Consider the following 18108-nt stretch of genomic DNA (forward strand, 5'->3'; position numbering starts at 1 on the left):
AGCCCATCCTTCAGGGATGGGCTTGTTTTAAAGACGAATTTTATGAAAATGACGTGATATGCAACTAAATCGTGTCGAACCGCAAGTAAATTAGGCAGAAGCGCAACTAAATCATGTCGAAGCGCAAGTAGATGATGTCGAACCGCAAGTAAAAAGGTATATACCGCAACTAAATCAATCAACCATCCCCGAACTAAACCATTTAATCCTGTTTTGCCGGATATTTCACCGCATTCTTCTTCATTTTATCCCGAATGATCTGTTCAACATCAAGATCCAGCTTGTCTGCGAGCTGAAGGGAATAAATCATAATGTCAGCCAGCTCTTCTTTAATGTTTTCCAGGTTTTCATCAACGGCTTCCTGGCTTTCTTTCCATTGGAAATTCTCCAGAAGTTCAGACGCCTCCAGCGTGATGGAGAGAGCCAGGTCTTTGGCATGGTGGTACGGTCCCCAGTTCCGCTCGTCCCGAAATTTACGGATTTCTTCAATTAAATGGTCCATGAAAAAGAACTCTCCTTTATGTATTAATGATTTCTTTTAGGATAAGTATTATAATGACAGAATGTGATAAAGAAATATAGGATCACCATAAAATTTATGGATTGGGTGAATGGATTGAGTATAAATGCTCGTTTGAAAATAAAATCTTCCGATAAGGGGATTAAAGGCGGATCACCGCTGATTCACAGCGAAGCCGTGTCTTATGTGGATGCAGGTCTTGCTGAAGGCACGATTATTGATGTTGTGGATGAAAAAGGCAAGTTTATCGGAAAAGGCTACTATGGAAAGCAGAACAAAGGGCTCGGATGGATTTTAACCCGAAATGCTGACGAAAAGATCAATGCGTCTTTTTTTGAAAGAAAAATAAAAGCGGCGCTCGAGAACCGGCAATCGTTCTTTGAAGATCCAAGCACCACGGCTTTCCGTGTGTTTAACGGAGAAGGAGACGGAATCGGCGGCCTCACCATGGATTATTTCGATGGTTTCTATGTGATCAACTGGTACAGCGAGGGCATCTATCAATTTAAAGAAGAAGTTCTTCAATCGTTAGAAAAGCTCACCGACTATAAAGGAGTTTATGAAAAGAAGCGGTTTGCTGAAAAAGGTTCCTATATTGATGATGATGATTTTGTTGCAGGCGAGCGCGCGCAGTTTCCGTTGATCGTGCAGGAAAATGGCATTCATTTTGCGACCTATTTGAATGAAAGCGCAATGGTTGGTGTGTTCCTTGATCAGAGGGAAGTAAGAAAAGCGATTCGGGACAAGTACGCCAGCGGCAAAAAAGTGTTGAACACCTTCTCTTACACCGGTGCCTTTTCCGTAGCGGCAGCCCTGGGCGGGGCAGAGAAAACAACGAGTGTGGATCTCGCCAACCGCAGCCGGAGCAAAACGCAGGAACAGTTCAGCGTCAATGGACTGGATTATGAAGCTCACGACATTATTGTGGAGGACGTCTTCCACTATTTTAAATATGCAGTAAGGAAAAAGCTTTCGTTTGGACTGGTTATCCTTGACCCGCCAAGCTTTGCGCGTTCCAAAAAGCATACTTTCAGTGCCGGGAAGGACTATCCGGCGCTGCTTGAACAGGCGATTGAGATTACTGAAAAAAATGGTGTGATCGTCGCTTCTTCCAACTGCAGTACGTTTGACATGAAGAAGTTTAAAGGTTTCATTGAAAAAGCGTTCCGCCAAACGGGAGGAAACTACAAGATACTCGAAGAGCATACCCTGCCGGAAGACTTCAAGACCATTAAAGAGTTCAGAGAAGGAGATTACCTCAAGGTCGTCATCCTGAAAAAATTATCATAAAAAGAAGCATCTGCCGGGACTGGCAGGTGCTTTTTTTTCTGCTATATAAAAGTCAGTTGCTTGACTGGCTTTCTTGTTTCTATTACTCTAAAGAATAAGAGTTTGAATATTTAGTCAACTGGATAAAACGGTCAGAGACAACATACGAACCTGTGATTCTGCCGCCGCCGCATTCTTCGCTCTTATAGTGAATAAAAACTATAAGAAGAATTTGTGGCGGCTTTTTAAATTTACATAAAAGGGAGAGGGTTAGAAATGAGCAAGGTTAAAAACCGCTGGCTGATCGCACTTTCGGGAGTAGGTATACATATCTCAATCGGATCAGTATATGCCTGGAGCAATTTTACCAATCCATTAATGGAGAAATTCAGCTGGAGTGCGAGTGAAGTTCAGTTGACCTTCAGTCTGGCCATTCTGTTTCTCGGGCTGTCCGCTGCCTTTCTGGGGCATTTTGTGGAAAAATACGGACCTAGAAAATCGGGTTTGCTTGCCGCAGCGTTCTTTGGAGTGGGTGTGGCAGGATCGGGTTTTGCCGTACAAATGGAGTCACTGCCATTACTGTATGTTTTTTACGGCATGCTTGGAGGGATCGGGCTTGGAGTAGGCTATATCGCACCGGTTTCCACCCTTGTCAAATGGTTTCCTGACCGGCGCGGACTGGCGACAGGGCTTGCCATCATGGGATTTGGCTTTGCAGCGGCAATCAGCTCTCCCATCATGGACAGCCTGATCAAATCGGTCGGCATCGCCAATACATTTTACATTTTGGGTATCTCTTACTTTATCGTTATGCTGGTGTCCTCTCTCTATCTGGAGAAACCGGCAGAAGGCTGGCAGCCAAAAGGATTTCAGGAAAAGGTGGATAGCGGGGACGTGACGGTGCGCAAGGATTTGTCTCAGCTGACGGCCAATCAGGCTGTGAAGACCAAACGATTCTACTATCTTTGGCTCATGCTGTTCATCAATGTGACATGCGGAATCGCGATTCTGTCTGCGGCCAAACCGCTTGCCGAAGAAAGCATTGGCCTGTCGACGGCAGAAGCGGCTGCGCTTGTTGGTGTACTCGGTCTGTTTAATGGATTTGGCCGGATCGGCTGGGCTTCGGTTTCGGATTACATTGGCAGAACAAACACATACACGACCTTTTTCGCGCTTCAAACGGTGTTGTTCTTCCTGCTGCCAAACATCACGACAGCCATCGTCTTTCAAATCATGCTCGCCATTATCTATACATGCTATGGCGGTGGATTTGCTTCCATTCCTGCCTACATCGGTGACCTTTTTGGAACCAAACAATTGGGCGCTATTCATGGGTACATCTTAACCGCCTGGGCAGCAGCAGGTCTTGCGGGACCTCTGTTTGCCGCATGGGTGAAGGATACAACCGGAAGCTACGCAGAAAGCCTGACCTTCTTTGCAGCTCTCTTCATCGTCGCTTTGATTGTCACATTCCTTGCCCGGCTGGATATCCGCCGGCTTGAGAAGGAAAATACTTCCGGTGAACAGTTGCAGGCCCAGAATTTCTGATTTATACTTTTTGATAGCAAAAATGCATAGATAAGGATTGGCATTTATGAATAATTATGAAGCAGAGTTTAGTAATCGGGTGAGAGCTTTTCGAAAGCGCCACATGGGCAGGGGCCCCCGGCGAATCAAAACAACTTTTTGCAAGAACTGGGCGATTTGCGAGATGGAAGGCAATCTGTCACCCGTCGAAAAGTTCATTTCAGGACACAGTGAGGGTAAGCAGCTGCGCTCTGCAAGAACCGAAATGGTGAAGGACATGTACAAAAAGAACCATCCCGTTGAAATGGAAGAATTGCTGGGAGCAAAGTTTCTGGAGCTTTTCGTAGACATCGATATTGAAAAAGACTTTGGAATGTCCATTTTCGTTTTTGATGAAAACCTGGAAGAAAAGCTAATGAAAAAATAAAAGCCACCAGTGATGTCAACTGGCTGCAGTCTACCGCTGAGGTGTCCGGTTTTTTAACCATAATCGGGCTCCGGCGGTTTTTGTTTTGTTCAGATTGGATATTCCGGTATCGGTAAAGGGTAAAGAAATGTATGATAATGGTTTATTCATGAAGGGAGAAACCATTGTGGTGTATAATCAGCATGAAGTCATCAAGGATTTAAAGTACCTGGAAAAGCCGATTCCGGGTCTTGAATTGGAGATCGGCTAAAAAGGAGAAGCAGATGAAAGACAACGTAATGAAGAATATAAATATCATCAAATACAATAATGGCTCATTCCACGAGACAGAAGATACAGTGGCAACCGAATATGCACTGACCATCCATGTGAATGGAGAAGAATTTGCAACCATGGTATGTACACCGACTTTTCTTGAGGACCTTGTCACCGGTTTTCTTGCATCCGAAGGGGTCATTCGTTTTCCGAGAGAAATCGAGTCACTTTCCATTGATGAAGACCGGGGATTTGCCTATGTGCAGCTTGTAAACAAAGCGCCAGTGACCAATCAGCTGCAGTCCAAACGGTTTATCGGATCCTGCTGCGGAAAAAGCCGGCAGTTCTATTTTCAGAGCGATGTGAAAAATGCCAAAACGATCGTCAGCAAATCAACAATCGGAGTGGAGCAATGCATCCAGCTGATGGAAGCGATGCAGGACTCCTCCGATGACTTTCATTCGACAGGCGGGCTGCATAACGCTGCGCTCTGCACCAATGAGGAGCTGTTGATTTCCAGGTCAGACATCGGCCGCCATAATGCGCTTGATAAAATTTACGGCTATTGTCTTGAAAACAAGATTCCACTTTCCGATAAGGTGATTGCCTTCAGTGGCCGGATTTCTTCCGAAGTCCTGCTTAAGGTTTCAAAAATCGGTGCAGGCATTATTCTCTCCAAATCAGCACCCACCACGCTGGCACTGGAGCTGGCAAATGACCTTGGGATCACCGCTGTCGGATTTATCCGCGGCACCCGGCTCAATGTGTACACCCATCCGGAACGAATACAGTAAAAAGAGAGCGAATTCCTCAGAGGGAATTCGCTCTCTTTTTATGCGGTGATATATTTAATCATTTGTTTAATGGCCCCCAAATGGTAGGCCGAATGCGCCAGAGACCCCAGAGCTTCATCCGCATAGGTTTCATCCCAGGGCAGGGTGGAATCAAGGGTCTGCAATAACCGGGTGTATTCTTCTTTTAGTTCCCTTTGAATTTCCTTCCACCGGTCCTCCTCAACTGCAGCGATCATCCAGCTCTGCTTCCAATCCATTTTTGGCATTCTGCCTGCTTTCAGAAACTCAGTCGTTCCCCACAAGTGATACCGGACATGATCCGCATGCGCCGCCAGGTTTGTGCCGTGAATGGAGAGGGAAGCCTGTTCTGCCGACAGCCCGGCAAGTGCAGCGAGGATTCCGGAATCCGGTTCCGTGTTTGTGAACCAACTTACGTTTGACGGGAAGGGCGGACCTTCAAACGCCTCTGAGATCATTTTTTTGGCTGAACGTACAAAAAGATTATTCATGCTTTTTTCCTCCTGGTTTTGATGATTATATTGGTTTAAAAAAGCGAAGTACAAAAAAGACTAGAACAGCGATAAGAAGGATGTATAACACCACGCTGGCAACTTTTTGCTTTGATGACGGTGTTCCACGGGTTGCCTCCCGTTCAGCTGTTTTCCTGCCAAATAAAAAGGAGACAAGAAAGAAGCCAAACGTTAAGCCAATCCATCGACCCCAATCCGGCCAGCCGCGTTCGAGCAGAAAAAGCATAGCAAAAGCCATAATACTCATTAACAGTGGATGCAGCAGGTAGAATTTCCATTTTTGCTGTTTTGTAAGGGAATAAGATTCTGTTTTGGACATCACAGCGCTCCTTGGTGGAAATATATAGTTATTTAGTTCCTTTTATGACGGTGAGGTAAACGCCTAATCCAGTTGCTTGGGGGACTGGAGGAATTTATGTTCAAAATGAACCTGTTTATTTTCAAAAAGTCCATTTCATATTCAAATGTGGTGAATTTATTTTTAAAACAGCATCATTTATATTCAAAAATGCCCATTTTATGTAGAAAGGAAAACAAGCTCTCTTATAAAAACAGTCTGTGCTGTATTATGTATAACAAGAATAACTGTTGCAGACATAAAAAATATGTGGATGTTAATTTGCTAATACGAAAACTATGAGGGAACCCCTTAGAATAAAACAGGGGCTCCCCTTTTTATTGCCCTCCTGTTAACAGGTATAAAAACCAGACTGAGTGGTTCTGTTCATCCATGGCAATCCGTTTAAACACTTCTTTTATATAATTATTACTAGCCTGGTCCGAAATCTTAAGATAAAAATCAACCGTTTCCTGTTCGTCTTTAAAGCCCGTCTTTAACCCTTCCCGATAATTGGTTGGGCAAGCCTCTGTCTGTTTCGGTGTAAACGTCCTTCCCGTCAGCTGTGTATAAATGGCACTTATGGCCTGATAGTGGTTGACTTCATCCTGCCGGATTTCCTGGATCGTCTTTTTCTCTTCTGAATTAGGGGCAAGCAACGCCGTTTTCTCATAGCAGATGATTGCACTATATTCTCCGTTCAGGGCCTTTTCCAGATTGGCAATTTTTTGCGCATCGCGATTCCAGTTATACATCTGAATATCCCCCTTCCTCTCTTTATTAACTCCTTTATTCTATGTTTTTTTGGGTGGTTGGTTCGTTAAAAAAAGGATTTTTCCCGTAAACCCCCGGAATACAAACCTCATGCTTGAGCCGATTTTTTTCATTTAAACAAGCCTTTTGCTACGATGACAAGGAGTACAAACTTATCTTAGAAGGAGTTGACGCAACACATGGCACAGCAAACGAAACTTGGAAAAACAGACTTATTGGTAAACCCGATCGGACTTGGTACAAATGCGGTTGGAGGACATAATCTGTATCCTGACTTGAACGAGCAGGCAGGAAAGGATCTCGTTAAACGGGCATTGGAGATCGGCATCAACTTTTTGGATACGGCTTTCATTTACGGACCTGAGCGTTCAGAGGAATTGGTCGGGGAAGTAATAAAAGAAACAGGCAGCCGGGACAAGGCAGTAATTGCAACCAAAGGGGCGCACAAGTTTGTTGGCAAAGACGTGGTGTTCGACAACTCGCCTGCCTTCTTAAAAGATGCGGTTGAAGGAAGCCTGAAGCGGCTTCAAACGGATTACATTGATTTGTTCTACATTCATTTTCCTGATGAGAAAACACCAAAGGATGAAGCCGTCGGAGCATTGAAAGAACTGAAAGACCAGGGGAAGATCCGCGCCATCGGTGTTTCAAACTTTTCCATCGAACAGCTGAAGCAGGCAAACGTGGACGGTTATGTGGATGTGTTCCAAGGGGAATACAACCTGTTGCAGCGTGATGCAGAGAAGGAGCTGCTTCCGTATTTAGCGGATAAAGAGATCTCATTTGTTCCTTACTTCCCGCTGGCATCCGGACTGCTTGCAGGCAAATACAGCAAAGACACGAAGTTTGATGATTTGCGCAAGGACATGCCTCATTTTCAGGGCGAGAACTTCATTAAAAACCTGGAGAAAGTGGACCAGCTTCGCGGTATTGCAGAAGCTAGGGGAGCGGAAGTGGCTCATGTCGTTCTTGCATGGTATCTTAAACAGCCGGCAATCGACGCTATCATTCCAGGAGCAAAACGCGCCGATCAAGTCAGCAACAACCTGAAAACATTGGATGTTCAGCTCAGTGATCAGGAAGTTCAGGAAATCAGCAGAATTTTTTCTTAAATCTTTTTCACTCTTGAAGAAAATCCCGAATGGGTGGATAATATGATGGATATGGGGCTGTGAACGATAATAAGCGCCAGAAGAAAAGGTGAAATCATGTATCTGACGCTAAAGGAAACGGCAGAATTTCTGGATCTGCCTGAAACGCATATTGAAAGTTTAATTCAGCAGAAAAAAATCCGTGCCTTCCATGATGGCAATGAGTATCTCATCAATAAGGAACAGTTCAATTCCCATCTTGAACAGATGGAAAAGTACAAAAAACTTGTTGAGGAATATATGAATGAGCCAATCCCTGAGGACTGGGATGCGAAGGACGAAGACTAAAGCAAAAAAGAAGCAGATGATCCCGCGATCGTCTGCTTCTTTCTTTTTAATTTATGATAGCGGAGGTTCCCATTAGGGATTCAGGGGACCGGCCGATCGCCAGCAAACTGATTTTTGCGAAATCGGCATTGTTGAACGTGCTGATCATGTTGCGGAGTGTATCAATGTTCTCATCTGAAGTAAGCTTGGCGAGCTCGCTTTTATAAAGACGAATCACAGATCCCTGGCAAAATTCAGGAGCATAACGGCGGCAATTTTCATTCATAATTAATGCACCCATGTACTGATATTTAAATTGAAGTGCACGGGTCAAATTGATAATATGCACCCATTTTTCATACAGATCAGGGCATGAACGTTCAATGTTCTCTAGTGCTTCTTTTGCTTTTTTTAATTCTTCATGGCTGCAAAGTGTAATCATACTAATGCACCTTCTTGTTGCCAAGGCTTGCGCAATGAAATTACCTCAGCTAGTTCTTTACTGCGTGCTCTGCGGACTTTACGCATTTCTGCGCGGTCTGCGGCGGTTTCAAACAAGAATTTTTCTTCTTCTGTTTCAGGAATAACGGCTGGTACTTCAACCGGGCGTTTGTCTTCTCCCAAAGCAACGAAGGTCAAGAATGCTGTAGCAGCAATTCTTCGTTCTCCAGTAAGAATATCTTCAGCAATAACCTTACAGAAAATCTCCATGGAGCTTTTTCCTGTGTAGGATACGAACGATTCGATACAAACAGAATCGGTTTGATGAATCGGATGCAAGAAGTCGATGGAATCGGTTGATGCCGTAACACAAGTTCTTACACGGGCATGTCGGCGTGCAGAAAGTGATGCAGCAGCATCTAGCTTTTTCATCAATACTCCGCCAAACAATGTATTGTAGTTATTCAAGTCACCAGCTAATACCTGGTCTGTATTAATAATGCGGCTTTCGCTTGTTTTTTTTGCGTTCAAAACAATCATTTCCTTTCATGATTAACGTATCTCGATTAAAGGGACGCTTGTTTTGTTTCTTGCGTTTCCCTCTTACTTTTACAAGTGTACGCCTCCAAGAAAAGGAAGTAAAATTGTTATTTTTCATCGTTTGCATAGATAGACTCTATGTAAATGCTTTCAGATATAAATAAGAGGCATAGAAAAATCTTGGTAAAAAAACGGCCTTCCCACATCAGGAAAAACCGCCTTTGATCCATTATTCAAGCTCTGCCAGCTGTTCCTTTGCATAACTGAGCCACTCTTTGGCGGCAAACGAAAGGTATTGATCCTTGTTCCAAATCAGGGCCAAATGCCAGCTGATCGTCGGATTGACGACTTTAATGACACGCACTTCATCGTTCAGATGGCGGCAAATGCTTTCAGGCAAAAGTGAAACGCCAAGCTTACAAATCACCATCTCTTCGATAAACGACCATTGCGAGCTTTCGGAAGTGATGTGCGGATTAAATCCTGCCTGGTTGCAGGAGGAAATGATCCGGTCATGAAGCGCAAAGTCTTTGTTGAACAAAATAAAGGGTTCTTCGCTAAGCTCGCTCAAATCAATTTCTTCCCGGTCTGCAAGCTTGTGGTCAGGATGGATAATCAGTCTCAGGTCTTCTTCTTTAAACCCGAAATACTGAAAGAGTTCATTGTTGGTAGGAAGGACAATAACGCCAATATCGAGCTGATGGCTGGCCACATCCTCTTCGATCCGTTTTGATCCATCCTCAACCAGCTCAAACGTAATATTCGGATATTGGTCATGAAAGCTGCCGATCAATTTTGGGAAAAGCCTTGGATCCAAAATCGGAGGCAGACCGATGCGAATGTGCCCCTTTTTCAGTCCGAGGAGATTGTCGAGCTCCATCTCGAGGTTATTAAACGCCTTATCGACCAGTATGGCCTGTTCAAAAATCGTCCGGCCCGCGTCGGTCAGGGTCAGTCCCTTTCGCGAACGGTCAAAAAGAACGACACCCAGCTCATCTTCCAGGTTTTTAATCATTTTACTGATGGTCGGCTGGGTGATGAAAAGAGCGTCAGCTGCCCGTGTAAAGCTATTATATTTTGCCACTTCTATAAAGTACTGTAATTGTTTAATATCCACAAATGCACCTGCTTGATTTTTTTGTAGTGTATCACGATTCACAAATAAAAACCAAAAACGGGCTTTTTTCATACACTGTGTTATGCAAAACAGGGGGAAGGCAGGGGATGGCGATGTACAGAGCACGGCAGGTTGTTGCTATGAAAAAGGGGAATGTCATCGGAGACAATTCCATTGATACCGTATATCTTACCGCTGAAAAAACACAGGACAGTCCGTTTTGGGTGAACATTAGGGTGGTTGTACAGGATGGAAAAACCAATCAATATACACAGATTCCGCTCAAGCAAAATCAGGGGTACAATCCCACTCTTTTTCTCGGTGACTTTACCGGAGACAGGGTGGAAGACATTATGGTGGTAATGGATACAGGCGGCAGCGGCGGTATGATCAATGCCTATGTGTTCGCCTATCGAGGCAGGCAGTTCCGGCAGTTGTTTGACTCGGATGTCTTTAATGACCGTTTCAAATACCGGGTCTTTTACCTCGACTATTACAAAGTCCAGGTGAACAGCTATACCACCAATCAAAAGTTTATTATTGATTTGACCACAAGGGGCAAGGAGTACCTGTCCGAAATCTACTATCCAAATGGCAAGCTGAAAAAACCCATCCAGGGATTTGTTTCTGGATTGTCAGGTCTTTACCCGGTCGACTTTGACCGCAATGGCACATACGAATTGCTGGGTTACCAAAATATCGCCGGACAGTATAACGCCGACAGGCTCGGTTATGTGCAGACCACAATGAAATGGAATGGGCGGGAGTTTGCACCAGAGGTACAGAACGTTGCGATTTTTGGCGGGGATATTTCCTGAATATAACGGGTTAATGGGTTGAGAGTATGGGTTTGGAACATTCTTTTATGTTTAAGATACTTCACTGATTTGTTGATTGGAGTGTAGGGTACGAGACTCCAGCAGGGGAAGCGGGACAGGTGAGACCAAGTAGGTGCTTGCACCGGTAAAGAAGGCGCTTGCGGGACTCAGCGCCCGCCCTGCGGAAAACGAGTACCTGAAACGGAAAGAACACCTGCAAGAGGCAACAAAGGGTAACGAAATAGTTTTAAAAAACATATTGACTTTCCTCTCTCCGCCGATTAAAGTTAAAACTATATTTTCAACAAACTTAATATTCAATCTCTTATCAAGAGTGGCGGAGGGACTGGCCCTGTGACGCCCGGCAACCGTTCCAATATGGAATTGGTGCTAAATCCTGCAAAACAGCTGTGCTGTTTTGAAAGATGAGAGAGGACGAATCCTTGCCTTCATATGCGATGATACCTCTCTTTTCCGGAGAGGTTTTTTTATGTTCCCGGACCGTGCCCAGCTGCTTTTGAGAAGAGAGAGACATACAGAAAAGGGGTAGGGGAATGAAGAAATTTTTTAAAACTGCAGCAGTGTCTGCCGTTGCCATCTCATTATTATTAACGGGCTGCTCGTCCGGCAGCAATACGGCATCATCAGAATCAAAACACGAAAAGGTGTCATTTGATAACGTGCCAAAACGATTCGCCAAGGGGCAGGGCGCTAAAATTAAAGTCATCCGAAAAATCGGCGGAGACGACCATACAGCACAATTTTTGGCTGGAGCGAAGGCAGAAGGAGAAGCGCTCGGCTTTACCGTTGATATTTACACGGCAAACGGTGATACAGCGAAGTTCCACGATGCGATCGCCCAGGCGGCCAATGAAGATTATGACGGGTTCATCATTTCCCACGGTGATGACGCGGCAACCATTAATGATATTCAAAAGCTCAGAGATAAAGGAAAGAGTGTGGTCACCTTTGATTCCAATCCTGATCTCGCCAAGGTGGGCGGTGTGACGCTTACTTCACAGGATGATGAGGCATTGGCCAAGCTGGCGCTGGATCAGCTTGTGAAAGAACAAAAAGGAAAAGCCAATATTGTGTACCTGTGGGTGGACGGTTTCCCGCCAATGGTGCGCCGCAATGCCGTTTATAAAGAAACGCTGAAAAAGAATCCCGGTATCAAAGAAGTGGAGCGCTTTGGCGTAGCATCGGCTGATACTTCCGTTCAAACGCAAAATGCCGTTACGGCCATGCTGAACAAGCATAAAAAGGGCGAGATCGATGCGATCTTTGCGACATGGGATGCGTTTGCGATCGGAGCGGCTCGTGCCATTAAGGAAGCAGGCCGGGATGAAATCAAAATTTACGGCATTGATGTGTCCAATGCGGATCTTCAGGAGATCCAAAAGAAGGACAGCCCATGGAAGTATACGGCTGCTGTTGACCCGAAGCTGATCGGTGCGGTGGATATGAGAATTCTTGCGAAAAAACTGGCCGGTGAAAAAACACCGCAAAAATACGACCTGGACGCTTCACTCGTTTCCCAGAAGGATCTTCAAAAATCCTCCGAGGGAGTAAACATGGTGAACCTGTCCAAGGAAATTAAAGGATGGGGCCAATCGGACGCTTTTGAAGAAGATTGGATGGACACCCTGAAAGACCACTACAAAAAATAAGCATACAAACACTCTCTTAAGCTTTTAGAAGAGAGTGTTTGCTTTGAAGAAAGGAGACCGGCCGATGGCATTGCTCGAGATGAAGAACATAAGTATTGAGTTTCCCGGGGTAAAGGCGCTGAACGAGGTGGATTTTAGAAGTGAAACCGGCCGTGTTCATGCGCTGATCGGGGCGAACGGAGCCGGAAAATCAACGCTGATGAAGGTGCTTACCGGAGCCTATACGCATTTCACCGGCTCAATCGAGATAGACGGAAAGAATGCAGACATATCTTCGCCAAAGGACGCCCTGAATGAAGGCATTCAAATCGTCCATCAGGAGGTGGATACCGTCCTGGTTCCCTATTTAACGGTTGGGGAGAATATCCTCCTGCACGATCTGGTTAATGAAATGGGGAAAAAGCAGCTCGTGCGCTGGAAAACTCTGCATCAAAAGGCCGCACAGCTTTTGGAGGAAATGAACATCCATGTATCTTCCAAAAAGCTTGTCAGTGAGCTGACACTTGCCCAAAAGCAGATGGTATTGATTGCGCGGGCTGTTTCGGCTCAATGCCGGTTTCTCATTCTTGATGAGCCGACAGCTCCTTTAAGCCATTCAGAAACAAATGAGCTGTTTCGGATTGTCCGGGAGCTGAAAGCAAAGGATGTCGGCATTGTTTTTATCTCCCACCGCCTCCCGGAGATTTTTGAGATTTGTGACGACATTACTGTCATGAGAAACGGAGAAAAGGTCGCCGAGGAAGAGATTGCACAAAGCTCTATCAACCGGGTCATTGAGCAGATGCTGGGGAAAGCGCTGGACGAGCAATTTCCGGCTGTTAATAGTGAGACAGGCGAAACTTTGCTTGAAGTGAAAGGTCTATCCGATAAGGAGAAAATAAAGAATTTGAGCCTGACGGTCCGTGCGGGTGAAATCGTAGGAATTGCAGGACTTGTGGGAGCAGGAAAAACCGAGCTGTGCAAAACCTTGTTTGGCAGCACCGCCATCACAGCGGGGGATGTGCTGCTGAATGGGAAGAAACTGAAGCTGAAGAGCCCGTATCATGCGGTTCGGCAGGGTCTGGCTCTTGTACCTGAGGAACGGAGGAAAGAAGGGATTCTCGTAGAGGAATCGGTGGCTGCCAATTTGTCAGCGGCCAGCCTCGGCCAGTTTGCCAAAGCATTCAGTTTTCTTGACCGGCGCGAGGAAAAAAGAAAATCTCTTAAGATTATACAAACACTTGGCATCAAAACACCGTCCGAAAAAAGCAAGGTACAGCATTTGTCGGGCGGGAACCAGCAAAAGATAGCCATCGGCAAATGGCTGCTGGCCGATGCGGAGGTTTATATTTTTGATGAGCCGACTAAAGGCGTTGATGTCGGGGCGAAAAGGGATATTTTTGAACTGATTTCGGCACTTGCCAAAAGGGGAAAAGCGGTCCTTTACGCATCGTCAGAGTTTCCGGAAATTCTGGGGATTACGAATCGGGTGTACGTCATGTACGACGGTCGCAGTGTAAAAGAGCTGGAAACCGCAAAAACCAGCGAGGAAGAGCTATTATTTTACAGTACAGGAGGAAGGTAAATGGAGTTATCAAAACCCATACCCGCCAAGGCAGGTCCCAAAAAGAAGTTTGAGCTGTTTGAATTTTTTTATAAATACGGAACGATCCTGACCATTCTAGTATTGATCGGTGTGTTTACGGCCGCACATCCTTCATTTTTGCAGGGGCAAAACCTGATGAACATTCTGCGGTCCATCTCAATCGTGACGATCATTGCGATAGGAATCACCATCTCACTGTCGGTAAACGGCTTTGATTTGTCAGTCGGTTCGGTTGCATCTTTATCCAACGCGATCGTCATTTCCATGTTCGTCTGGTTTTCACAAAACACAGTAGTTGCAATTTTCTCAGCATTGGCCGCTGCCCTGATTGTAGGGATTATCAATTCGGTCCTTATTGTAAAAGTGAAGATTCCGGATATGCTCCTGACGCTTGCCACAATGTTTATCGTTCAGGGGATTGCGCTTACCTATACAAAGGGCGCAACGATTTCGCAAAACATGGTGATGCCTGACGGAAGCTTTGCGACCGGAAAAATTTCTGAAGCGTTCCAAAAAATCGGCCAGGTTCCGTGGATCATTCTGATCATGGCGCTTGCGGTGGTGCTCGTTCACGTACTGCTTAACTATACAAAGCACGGCCGTTATATGTATGTGATCGGAGGAAATGAGGAAGCGGCGAGGCTTTCTGGTATTCCGGTCAACAAATATAAGGTGGCGGCCTACCTCCTGTCAGCGCTATTTGCTTCTATCGGCGGAATTGTTCTTGCTTCAAGGGTCATGACAGCAGAAATCAATGCCGGTACGCCTTATCTCATGGATGCGGTGGCGGCGGCTTTCATCGGTTTCTCCGTGTTTGGTGCAGGGAAGCCCAATGCGTTTGGCACGCTCGTTGGCGCCATATTGATTGGGATTTTGCAGAACGGGCTTGTCATGATGTCTGTTCCGTATTATTCCATGGACATTGTGAAGGGAGCAGTACTCGCGTTTGCCCTTGGGTTAACCTACTACAAATTGAAAAAATAAGAAAAAATACGACTGTCTGTCCATTCCCGGCATACGTTATTATAGGGAGTTTTTATCTCCACTAAGCAGGGATAGAGGACAGGGTTATGAAAAAACTCAATTTGAAAGGGCTGACGGGGGAAGTGATTACCCGCTTCTCTCCTCAATATGAAGAGGCGAGACAGGAATGGAACCGCGCTGTGCAAAAGTTCCCTCTTGTTATAGTATATTGCAGCACGGTCGATGATGTCAGGAATGCCATTCTTTGGGCACGGAGAAATGAAGTCAGGATCAGAATACGCTCAGGAGGCCATCACTACGAGGGCTATTCGGTGGGCAACGGTATAATCGTCATTGATATCAGCAGGATGGATGGCATCGTCCTTAACAACAATGGACAGCTGACGATTCAGGGTGGTGTGAAAAATGAACAGCTTTACGATTTTGTGGGTTCTATGGGCTACCCATTTCCGGGCGGAACGTGTCCGACTGTTGGTGTCAGCGGGTATGTCCTCGGGGGCGGCTGGGGGTTTTCAAGCCGGTATCTCGGGCTTGGATGTGACAGCTTGATTGAATTGGAGCTGGTGGATTATACCGGCAGGGTATTGAAGGCCAACAGGCAGCTAAACCAGGACTTGTTCTGGGCTTGCCAAGGAGCGGGCGGAGGCAATTTTGGTGTGGTTGTCTCCATGACGTTTGCTCTTCCGGAGCCGGTTGATAACATTTCTTTCGTCGAAATCTATGCGCCAAAAGCGGATGTGAAGCTCCAGGAGATCTTCCTCAACGCCTGGCAGTATTGGCTTGAGGATTTGGACGAGAGAATGACAGCCAACGCCAGTGTCTATAACTCACTGGAAGAAGGAACAGCCATCTATGGCCGGGGCTTTTTTTACGGACCGCCTGAGGAAGCGGCAAAAGTGCTGGAGCCGCTGCTGATCAACGGCAAGATTCAGCTCTTCGTCAGATACCTGCCTTTCCTTGAGGCTGTCAGGGCTGTGGAAGCCACGTATCCCGAGTATGAGCGGTTTAAATCTACAGGAAGATTTGTCTATCGGAAATTCAGCGGGAGGGAAATCCGGAATCTGGTGGGGCTGGTTCAAAAGCGGGCGGAAGGCTCCATTTTCACCGGATTAACCGTGTATGCCCTCGGCGGCAAGGTTAGTGATGTTAATCCTTTTGAAACCGCGTTTTTTTATCGCCAGGCTGATTATATTCTTGGCATCCAAACGATCTGGGAGGATCCGGGCTTTGAGCCTGAAAACCTTCAATGGATGAAAAAGCGGTTTCCTTATGTTAAATCGATTACAAAGGGATCATTTGTCAACTTTCCATACAGCCCGCTGCGGCATTATGAAAAAGCCTATTTCGGATGGAATGCGCCACGTTTAAAGAAGATAAATAAAAAATACGACCCATATAATGTGTTTTCCTTTCCACAGGGAATCAACCGGTCACCCAGATAAATCCAGTGGGATACGCTGGATTTTTTGCTTTGTGCAAAAAAGGGGAACAGCAGGCAGTATCGAACTTATCTAGTAGATCACTTTGATGGGGGCGATTATGATGGAACAATATTATACACATTGGCTGAAGCACCGGACGGTTCTGCACGGACTTTTGGAAGAGGTTGGACCACAGCATGTGTTTTTTAAACCATGGAGCGATGGATTTGCCCTTGGCGATCTTGCGGTGCATATAGCGAGCTCCACGGATATGTTTCTTGAAACCATAAGAAACGGCCAGTTTGTTTCACTGCGCACTCCCCGTGAGTTTCAAACCATGGATGAGGTGCGTGAGATCCTTGATGAATTTACCCAAAAATCAAAGCGTGATTTTCAAGAGCTGCAAACCTCCAATCTGGAAAAAGAGATCGATATCTTTAAATTCACCGCCCCGGGAAGCTATTGGCTTGAAAGCATGATTGACCATGAAGTCCATCATAAAGGCCAGCTGTTTACGTACGCACGCATGACGGGTGTTCAGAAGGTGCCGTTTTTTAAACAGCTTCCACCCCAGGCTGTGAATGATGCAGCCGAATGACAGGGAGGGAGGACCGATGAAGAGCTGCTTCATTACTGGGTTTCCCGGCTTTCTTGCTTCCATGCTGCTGAATGAAATGCAGCAGCGCTACAAAGAATGTGAGTTTGTTCTTCTCGTCCACCCCAGTCAGATTGAAAAAGCAAAAGCACTGGCAGCCAGCGAGCCCAACGTCAGGTTGTATACGGGTGACATTACGAAGGACGGATTGAGACTAAGCCCTCAACAAACCAACTGGCTGAAAAACCACATTACGCATGTCTTTCATCTGGCCGCTGTTTATGATCTGGCAGTGCCGGAGCTCGATGCGGCGAACATCAATATTACGGGCACCCGTAATATCAATGCTTTTGTAAAGGAACTTCCGCACCTCGAGCGGTATGTCTACTTTAGTACAGCTTACGTTTCAGGAAAAAGAACCGGACTCATTAAAGAAGATGAATTGGATGCGGGGCAGATGTTTAAAAATCATTACGAATCTACTAAGTTTGCCGCCGAAAAGCTGGTGGCGGAACTTGAAAATGTGCCATATACTATCATCCGGCCGGGAGTAGTGGTGGGGCACTCCAAAACGGGGGAAACCATTAAGTTCGACGGCCCGTATTTTATCATGCATTTTCTGGACAAACTCCGGTATTTTCCTGTTCCTTACCTGGGAAGGTCTGAGGCGCTCTTTAACGTCGTGCCCTTTGATTATATTATTGATGCGACACTTTGCCTTGCAGAGTCAGATGACGCGGTAAATCAGGCATTCCATCTGACAGATCCGTCCCCTTATGAGAGCCGGAAGCTTTATCGCATGATCTGTGAGGAGCTGATCGGAAAAGCCCCGTCATGGACCATACCGCCTGCTGTTGTGGAGTTTATGCTGTCCTTTTCACTGTTCCGGCGCTTTTTTAAAGTAGAAAAAGAAGCATTGGAGTATTTCAGGTGTGCCTGTCAATACGATGCGGCAAATGCCAGCAAGGTACTGGCCAAAGCTGGCGTGCAATGTCCGGATTTTAAAGATTACGTGTCCAGCATGGTGGCCTATTATAAAGAAAACAGAAAAGACCCGGAAAAATTGGTTTACATAAAGTAAGGAGG

23 protein-coding genes and 1 riboswitch are annotated in these 18108 nt (G+C 45.8%); of the genes, 15 read left to right on the plus strand and 8 right to left on the minus strand.

What is annotated here, in order from left to right; translation table 11 throughout:
- Together QYB97_RS23070 and QYB97_RS23075 are read right to left on the minus strand one after the other, a co-directional pair.
- Window positions 1–182: hypothetical protein (locus QYB97_RS23070; RefSeq protein WP_301168353.1), on the minus strand; the 182-nt coding region annotated here is incomplete at its 3' end.
- Between the two features lie 20 nt (window positions 183–202).
- A complete protein-coding gene (locus QYB97_RS23075; protein WP_301168354.1) occupies window positions 203–502 on the minus strand; it encodes a nucleotide pyrophosphohydrolase in 300 nt (99 codons plus the stop codon).
- Window positions 503–616: 114 nt separating this feature from the next.
- On the opposite strand from QYB97_RS23075, the gene QYB97_RS23080 reads away from it, so the two are divergent.
- The 5 genes from QYB97_RS23080 (at window position 617) to fdhD (ending at window position 4792) form a co-directional block, all read left to right on the plus strand.
- A complete protein-coding gene (locus QYB97_RS23080) occupies window positions 617–1810 on the plus strand; it encodes a class I SAM-dependent rRNA methyltransferase (RefSeq protein WP_425589838.1) in 1194 nt (397 codons plus the stop codon).
- 255 nt (window positions 1811–2065) lie between these two features.
- Window positions 2066–3337, plus strand: coding sequence for an L-lactate MFS transporter (locus QYB97_RS23085; RefSeq protein WP_301168356.1), 1272 nt, complete (start codon window positions 2066–2068; stop codon window positions 3335–3337).
- A gap of 46 nt (window positions 3338–3383) precedes the next feature.
- Window positions 3384–3743: a Na-translocating system protein MpsC family protein gene (locus QYB97_RS23090; protein WP_301168357.1), complete on the plus strand. Its 360-nt coding sequence runs from the start codon at window positions 3384–3386 to the stop codon at window positions 3741–3743.
- An 85-nt stretch (window positions 3744–3828) separates the two neighbouring features.
- Window positions 3829–3993 carry a hypothetical protein gene (locus tag QYB97_RS23095; protein WP_301168358.1) on the plus strand — a complete coding sequence of 55 codons (165 nt, stop codon included), beginning with the start codon at window positions 3829–3831 and terminating at the stop codon, window positions 3991–3993.
- A 13-nt stretch (window positions 3994–4006) separates the two neighbouring features.
- Window positions 4007–4792, plus strand: a complete 786-nt coding sequence (gene fdhD / locus QYB97_RS23100) for a formate dehydrogenase accessory sulfurtransferase FdhD (protein WP_301168359.1) — start codon at window positions 4007–4009, stop codon at window positions 4790–4792.
- A 38-nt stretch (window positions 4793–4830) separates the two neighbouring features.
- Here fdhD and QYB97_RS23105 read toward each other — a convergent pair whose 3' ends face one another.
- The 3 genes from QYB97_RS23105 to QYB97_RS23115 form a co-directional block, all read right to left on the minus strand.
- Window positions 4831–5301: a hypothetical protein gene (locus QYB97_RS23105; protein WP_301168360.1), complete on the minus strand. Its 471-nt coding sequence runs from the start codon at window positions 5299–5301 to the stop codon at window positions 4831–4833.
- 25 nt (window positions 5302–5326) lie between these two features.
- Window positions 5327–5641, minus strand: coding sequence for a hypothetical protein (locus tag QYB97_RS23110; RefSeq protein WP_301168361.1), 315 nt, complete (start codon window positions 5639–5641; stop codon window positions 5327–5329).
- Window positions 5642–5997: 356 nt separating this feature from the next.
- The gene (locus QYB97_RS23115; RefSeq protein ID WP_301168362.1) at window positions 5998–6414 is read right to left on the minus strand and encodes a ferritin-like domain-containing protein; all 417 of its coding nucleotides are present in this window, start codon (window positions 6412–6414) and stop codon (window positions 5998–6000) included.
- Between the two features lie 198 nt (window positions 6415–6612).
- Between QYB97_RS23115 and QYB97_RS23120 the strand changes: the two genes are divergently transcribed.
- Window positions 6613–7545 (plus strand): aldo/keto reductase, encoded by a 933-nt coding sequence (locus tag QYB97_RS23120; RefSeq protein ID WP_301168363.1) that lies wholly within the window; start codon window positions 6613–6615, stop codon window positions 7543–7545.
- Window positions 7546–7641: 96 nt separating this feature from the next.
- Window positions 7642–7872 (plus strand): excisionase family DNA-binding protein, encoded by a 231-nt coding sequence (locus tag QYB97_RS23125; protein WP_301168364.1) that lies wholly within the window; start codon window positions 7642–7644, stop codon window positions 7870–7872.
- Window positions 7873–7918: 46 nt separating this feature from the next.
- On the opposite strand, the gene QYB97_RS23130 is transcribed toward QYB97_RS23125, so the two are convergent.
- The 3 genes from QYB97_RS23130 to cidR all read right to left on the minus strand — a co-directional run bounded on the left by QYB97_RS23130 (window position 7919) and on the right by cidR (window position 9949).
- Window positions 7919–8293 carry a hypothetical protein gene (locus QYB97_RS23130; protein ID WP_301168365.1) on the minus strand — a complete coding sequence of 125 codons (375 nt, stop codon included), beginning with the start codon at window positions 8291–8293 and terminating at the stop codon, window positions 7919–7921.
- The gene (locus QYB97_RS23135) at window positions 8290–8823 is read right to left on the minus strand and encodes an acyl-CoA thioesterase (protein ID WP_301168366.1); all 534 of its coding nucleotides are present in this window, start codon (window positions 8821–8823) and stop codon (window positions 8290–8292) included. Before QYB97_RS23135 ends, QYB97_RS23130 begins: the two co-directional genes overlap by 4 nt.
- A 238-nt stretch (window positions 8824–9061) precedes the next feature.
- Window positions 9062–9949 carry a cidABC operon transcriptional activator CidR gene (gene cidR / locus QYB97_RS23140; RefSeq protein ID WP_301168367.1) on the minus strand — a complete coding sequence of 296 codons (888 nt, stop codon included), beginning with the start codon at window positions 9947–9949 and terminating at the stop codon, window positions 9062–9064.
- A gap of 107 nt (window positions 9950–10056) precedes the next feature.
- Between cidR and QYB97_RS23145 the strand changes: the two genes are divergently transcribed.
- The 8 genes from QYB97_RS23145 (at window position 10057) to QYB97_RS23180 (ending at window position 18103) form a co-directional block, all read left to right on the plus strand.
- Entirely contained in the window at window positions 10057–10767 is a 711-nt protein-coding gene (locus QYB97_RS23145) for a hypothetical protein (protein ID WP_301168368.1), read from the plus strand.
- Between the two features lie 133 nt (window positions 10768–10900).
- On the plus strand, window positions 10901–11125 hold the full coding sequence (locus tag QYB97_RS23150) for a hypothetical protein (protein WP_301168369.1): 225 nt from the start codon (window positions 10901–10903) through the stop codon (window positions 11123–11125).
- A riboswitch (SAM riboswitch) is annotated at window positions 11090–11199 on the plus strand. (Overlaps the previous gene by 36 nt.)
- 122 nt (window positions 11200–11321) lie before the next feature.
- Complete coding sequence (locus QYB97_RS23155) at window positions 11322–12437, plus strand: sugar ABC transporter substrate-binding protein (RefSeq protein ID WP_301168370.1); 1116 nt, start codon at window positions 11322–11324, stop codon at window positions 12435–12437.
- A 64-nt stretch (window positions 12438–12501) separates the two neighbouring features.
- A complete protein-coding gene (locus QYB97_RS23160) occupies window positions 12502–14001 on the plus strand; it encodes a sugar ABC transporter ATP-binding protein (RefSeq protein ID WP_301168371.1) in 1500 nt (499 codons plus the stop codon).
- Window positions 14002–15006, plus strand: a complete 1005-nt coding sequence (locus tag QYB97_RS23165) for an ABC transporter permease (protein ID WP_301168372.1) — start codon at window positions 14002–14004, stop codon at window positions 15004–15006.
- An 86-nt stretch (window positions 15007–15092) separates the two neighbouring features.
- Window positions 15093–16448 carry an FAD-binding oxidoreductase gene (locus QYB97_RS23170; protein ID WP_301168373.1) on the plus strand — a complete coding sequence of 452 codons (1356 nt, stop codon included), beginning with the start codon at window positions 15093–15095 and terminating at the stop codon, window positions 16446–16448.
- A 97-nt stretch (window positions 16449–16545) separates the two neighbouring features.
- Complete coding sequence (locus tag QYB97_RS23175) at window positions 16546–17025, plus strand: DinB family protein (protein WP_301168374.1); 480 nt, start codon at window positions 16546–16548, stop codon at window positions 17023–17025.
- A 16-nt stretch (window positions 17026–17041) separates the two neighbouring features.
- Entirely contained in the window at window positions 17042–18103 is a 1062-nt protein-coding gene (locus tag QYB97_RS23180; protein WP_301168375.1) for an SDR family oxidoreductase, read from the plus strand.
- Window positions 18104–18108 lie beyond the last annotated feature (5 nt).

The organism is Fictibacillus fluitans (genome assembly GCF_030418125.1).
Taxonomy (GTDB): domain Bacteria; phylum Bacillota; class Bacilli; order Bacillales; family Fictibacillaceae; genus Fictibacillus_C; species Fictibacillus_C fluitans.

Bases quoted from the DNA above. Each gene is read 5' to 3' on its own strand.
- QYB97_RS23085 (WP_301168356.1), top strand. From the start codon at position 2,066: ATGAGCAAGGTTAAAAACCGCTGGCTGATCGCACTTTCGGGAGTAGGT.
- QYB97_RS23130 (WP_301168365.1), bottom strand. From the start codon at position 8,293: ATGATTACACTTTGCAGCCATGAAGAATTAAAAAAAGCAAAAGAAGCA.
- QYB97_RS23075 (WP_301168354.1), bottom strand. From the start codon at position 502: ATGGACCATTTAATTGAAGAAATCCGTAAATTTCGGGACGAGCGGAAC.
- QYB97_RS23090 (WP_301168357.1), top strand. From the start codon at position 3,384: ATGAATAATTATGAAGCAGAGTTTAGTAATCGGGTGAGAGCTTTTCGA.
- QYB97_RS23145 (WP_301168368.1), top strand. From the start codon at position 10,057: ATGGCGATGTACAGAGCACGGCAGGTTGTTGCTATGAAAAAGGGGAAT.
- QYB97_RS23115 (WP_301168362.1), bottom strand. From the start codon at position 6,414: ATGTATAACTGGAATCGCGATGCGCAAAAAATTGCCAATCTGGAAAAG.
- QYB97_RS23125 (WP_301168364.1), top strand. From the start codon at position 7,642: ATGTATCTGACGCTAAAGGAAACGGCAGAATTTCTGGATCTGCCTGAA.
- QYB97_RS23110 (WP_301168361.1), bottom strand. From the start codon at position 5,641: ATGTCCAAAACAGAATCTTATTCCCTTACAAAACAGCAAAAATGGAAA.
- QYB97_RS23160 (WP_301168371.1), top strand. From the start codon at position 12,502: ATGGCATTGCTCGAGATGAAGAACATAAGTATTGAGTTTCCCGGGGTA.
- QYB97_RS23175 (WP_301168374.1), top strand. From the start codon at position 16,546: ATGATGGAACAATATTATACACATTGGCTGAAGCACCGGACGGTTCTG.
- QYB97_RS23120 (WP_301168363.1), top strand. From the start codon at position 6,613: ATGGCACAGCAAACGAAACTTGGAAAAACAGACTTATTGGTAAACCCG.
- fdhD (WP_301168359.1), top strand. From the start codon at position 4,007: ATGAAAGACAACGTAATGAAGAATATAAATATCATCAAATACAATAAT.
- QYB97_RS23105 (WP_301168360.1), bottom strand. From the start codon at position 5,301: ATGAATAATCTTTTTGTACGTTCAGCCAAAAAAATGATCTCAGAGGCG.
- QYB97_RS23165 (WP_301168372.1), top strand. From the start codon at position 14,002: ATGGAGTTATCAAAACCCATACCCGCCAAGGCAGGTCCCAAAAAGAAG.
- QYB97_RS23180 (WP_301168375.1), top strand. From the start codon at position 17,042: ATGAAGAGCTGCTTCATTACTGGGTTTCCCGGCTTTCTTGCTTCCATG.
- QYB97_RS23155 (WP_301168370.1), top strand. From the start codon at position 11,322: ATGAAGAAATTTTTTAAAACTGCAGCAGTGTCTGCCGTTGCCATCTCA.
- QYB97_RS23170 (WP_301168373.1), top strand. From the start codon at position 15,093: ATGAAAAAACTCAATTTGAAAGGGCTGACGGGGGAAGTGATTACCCGC.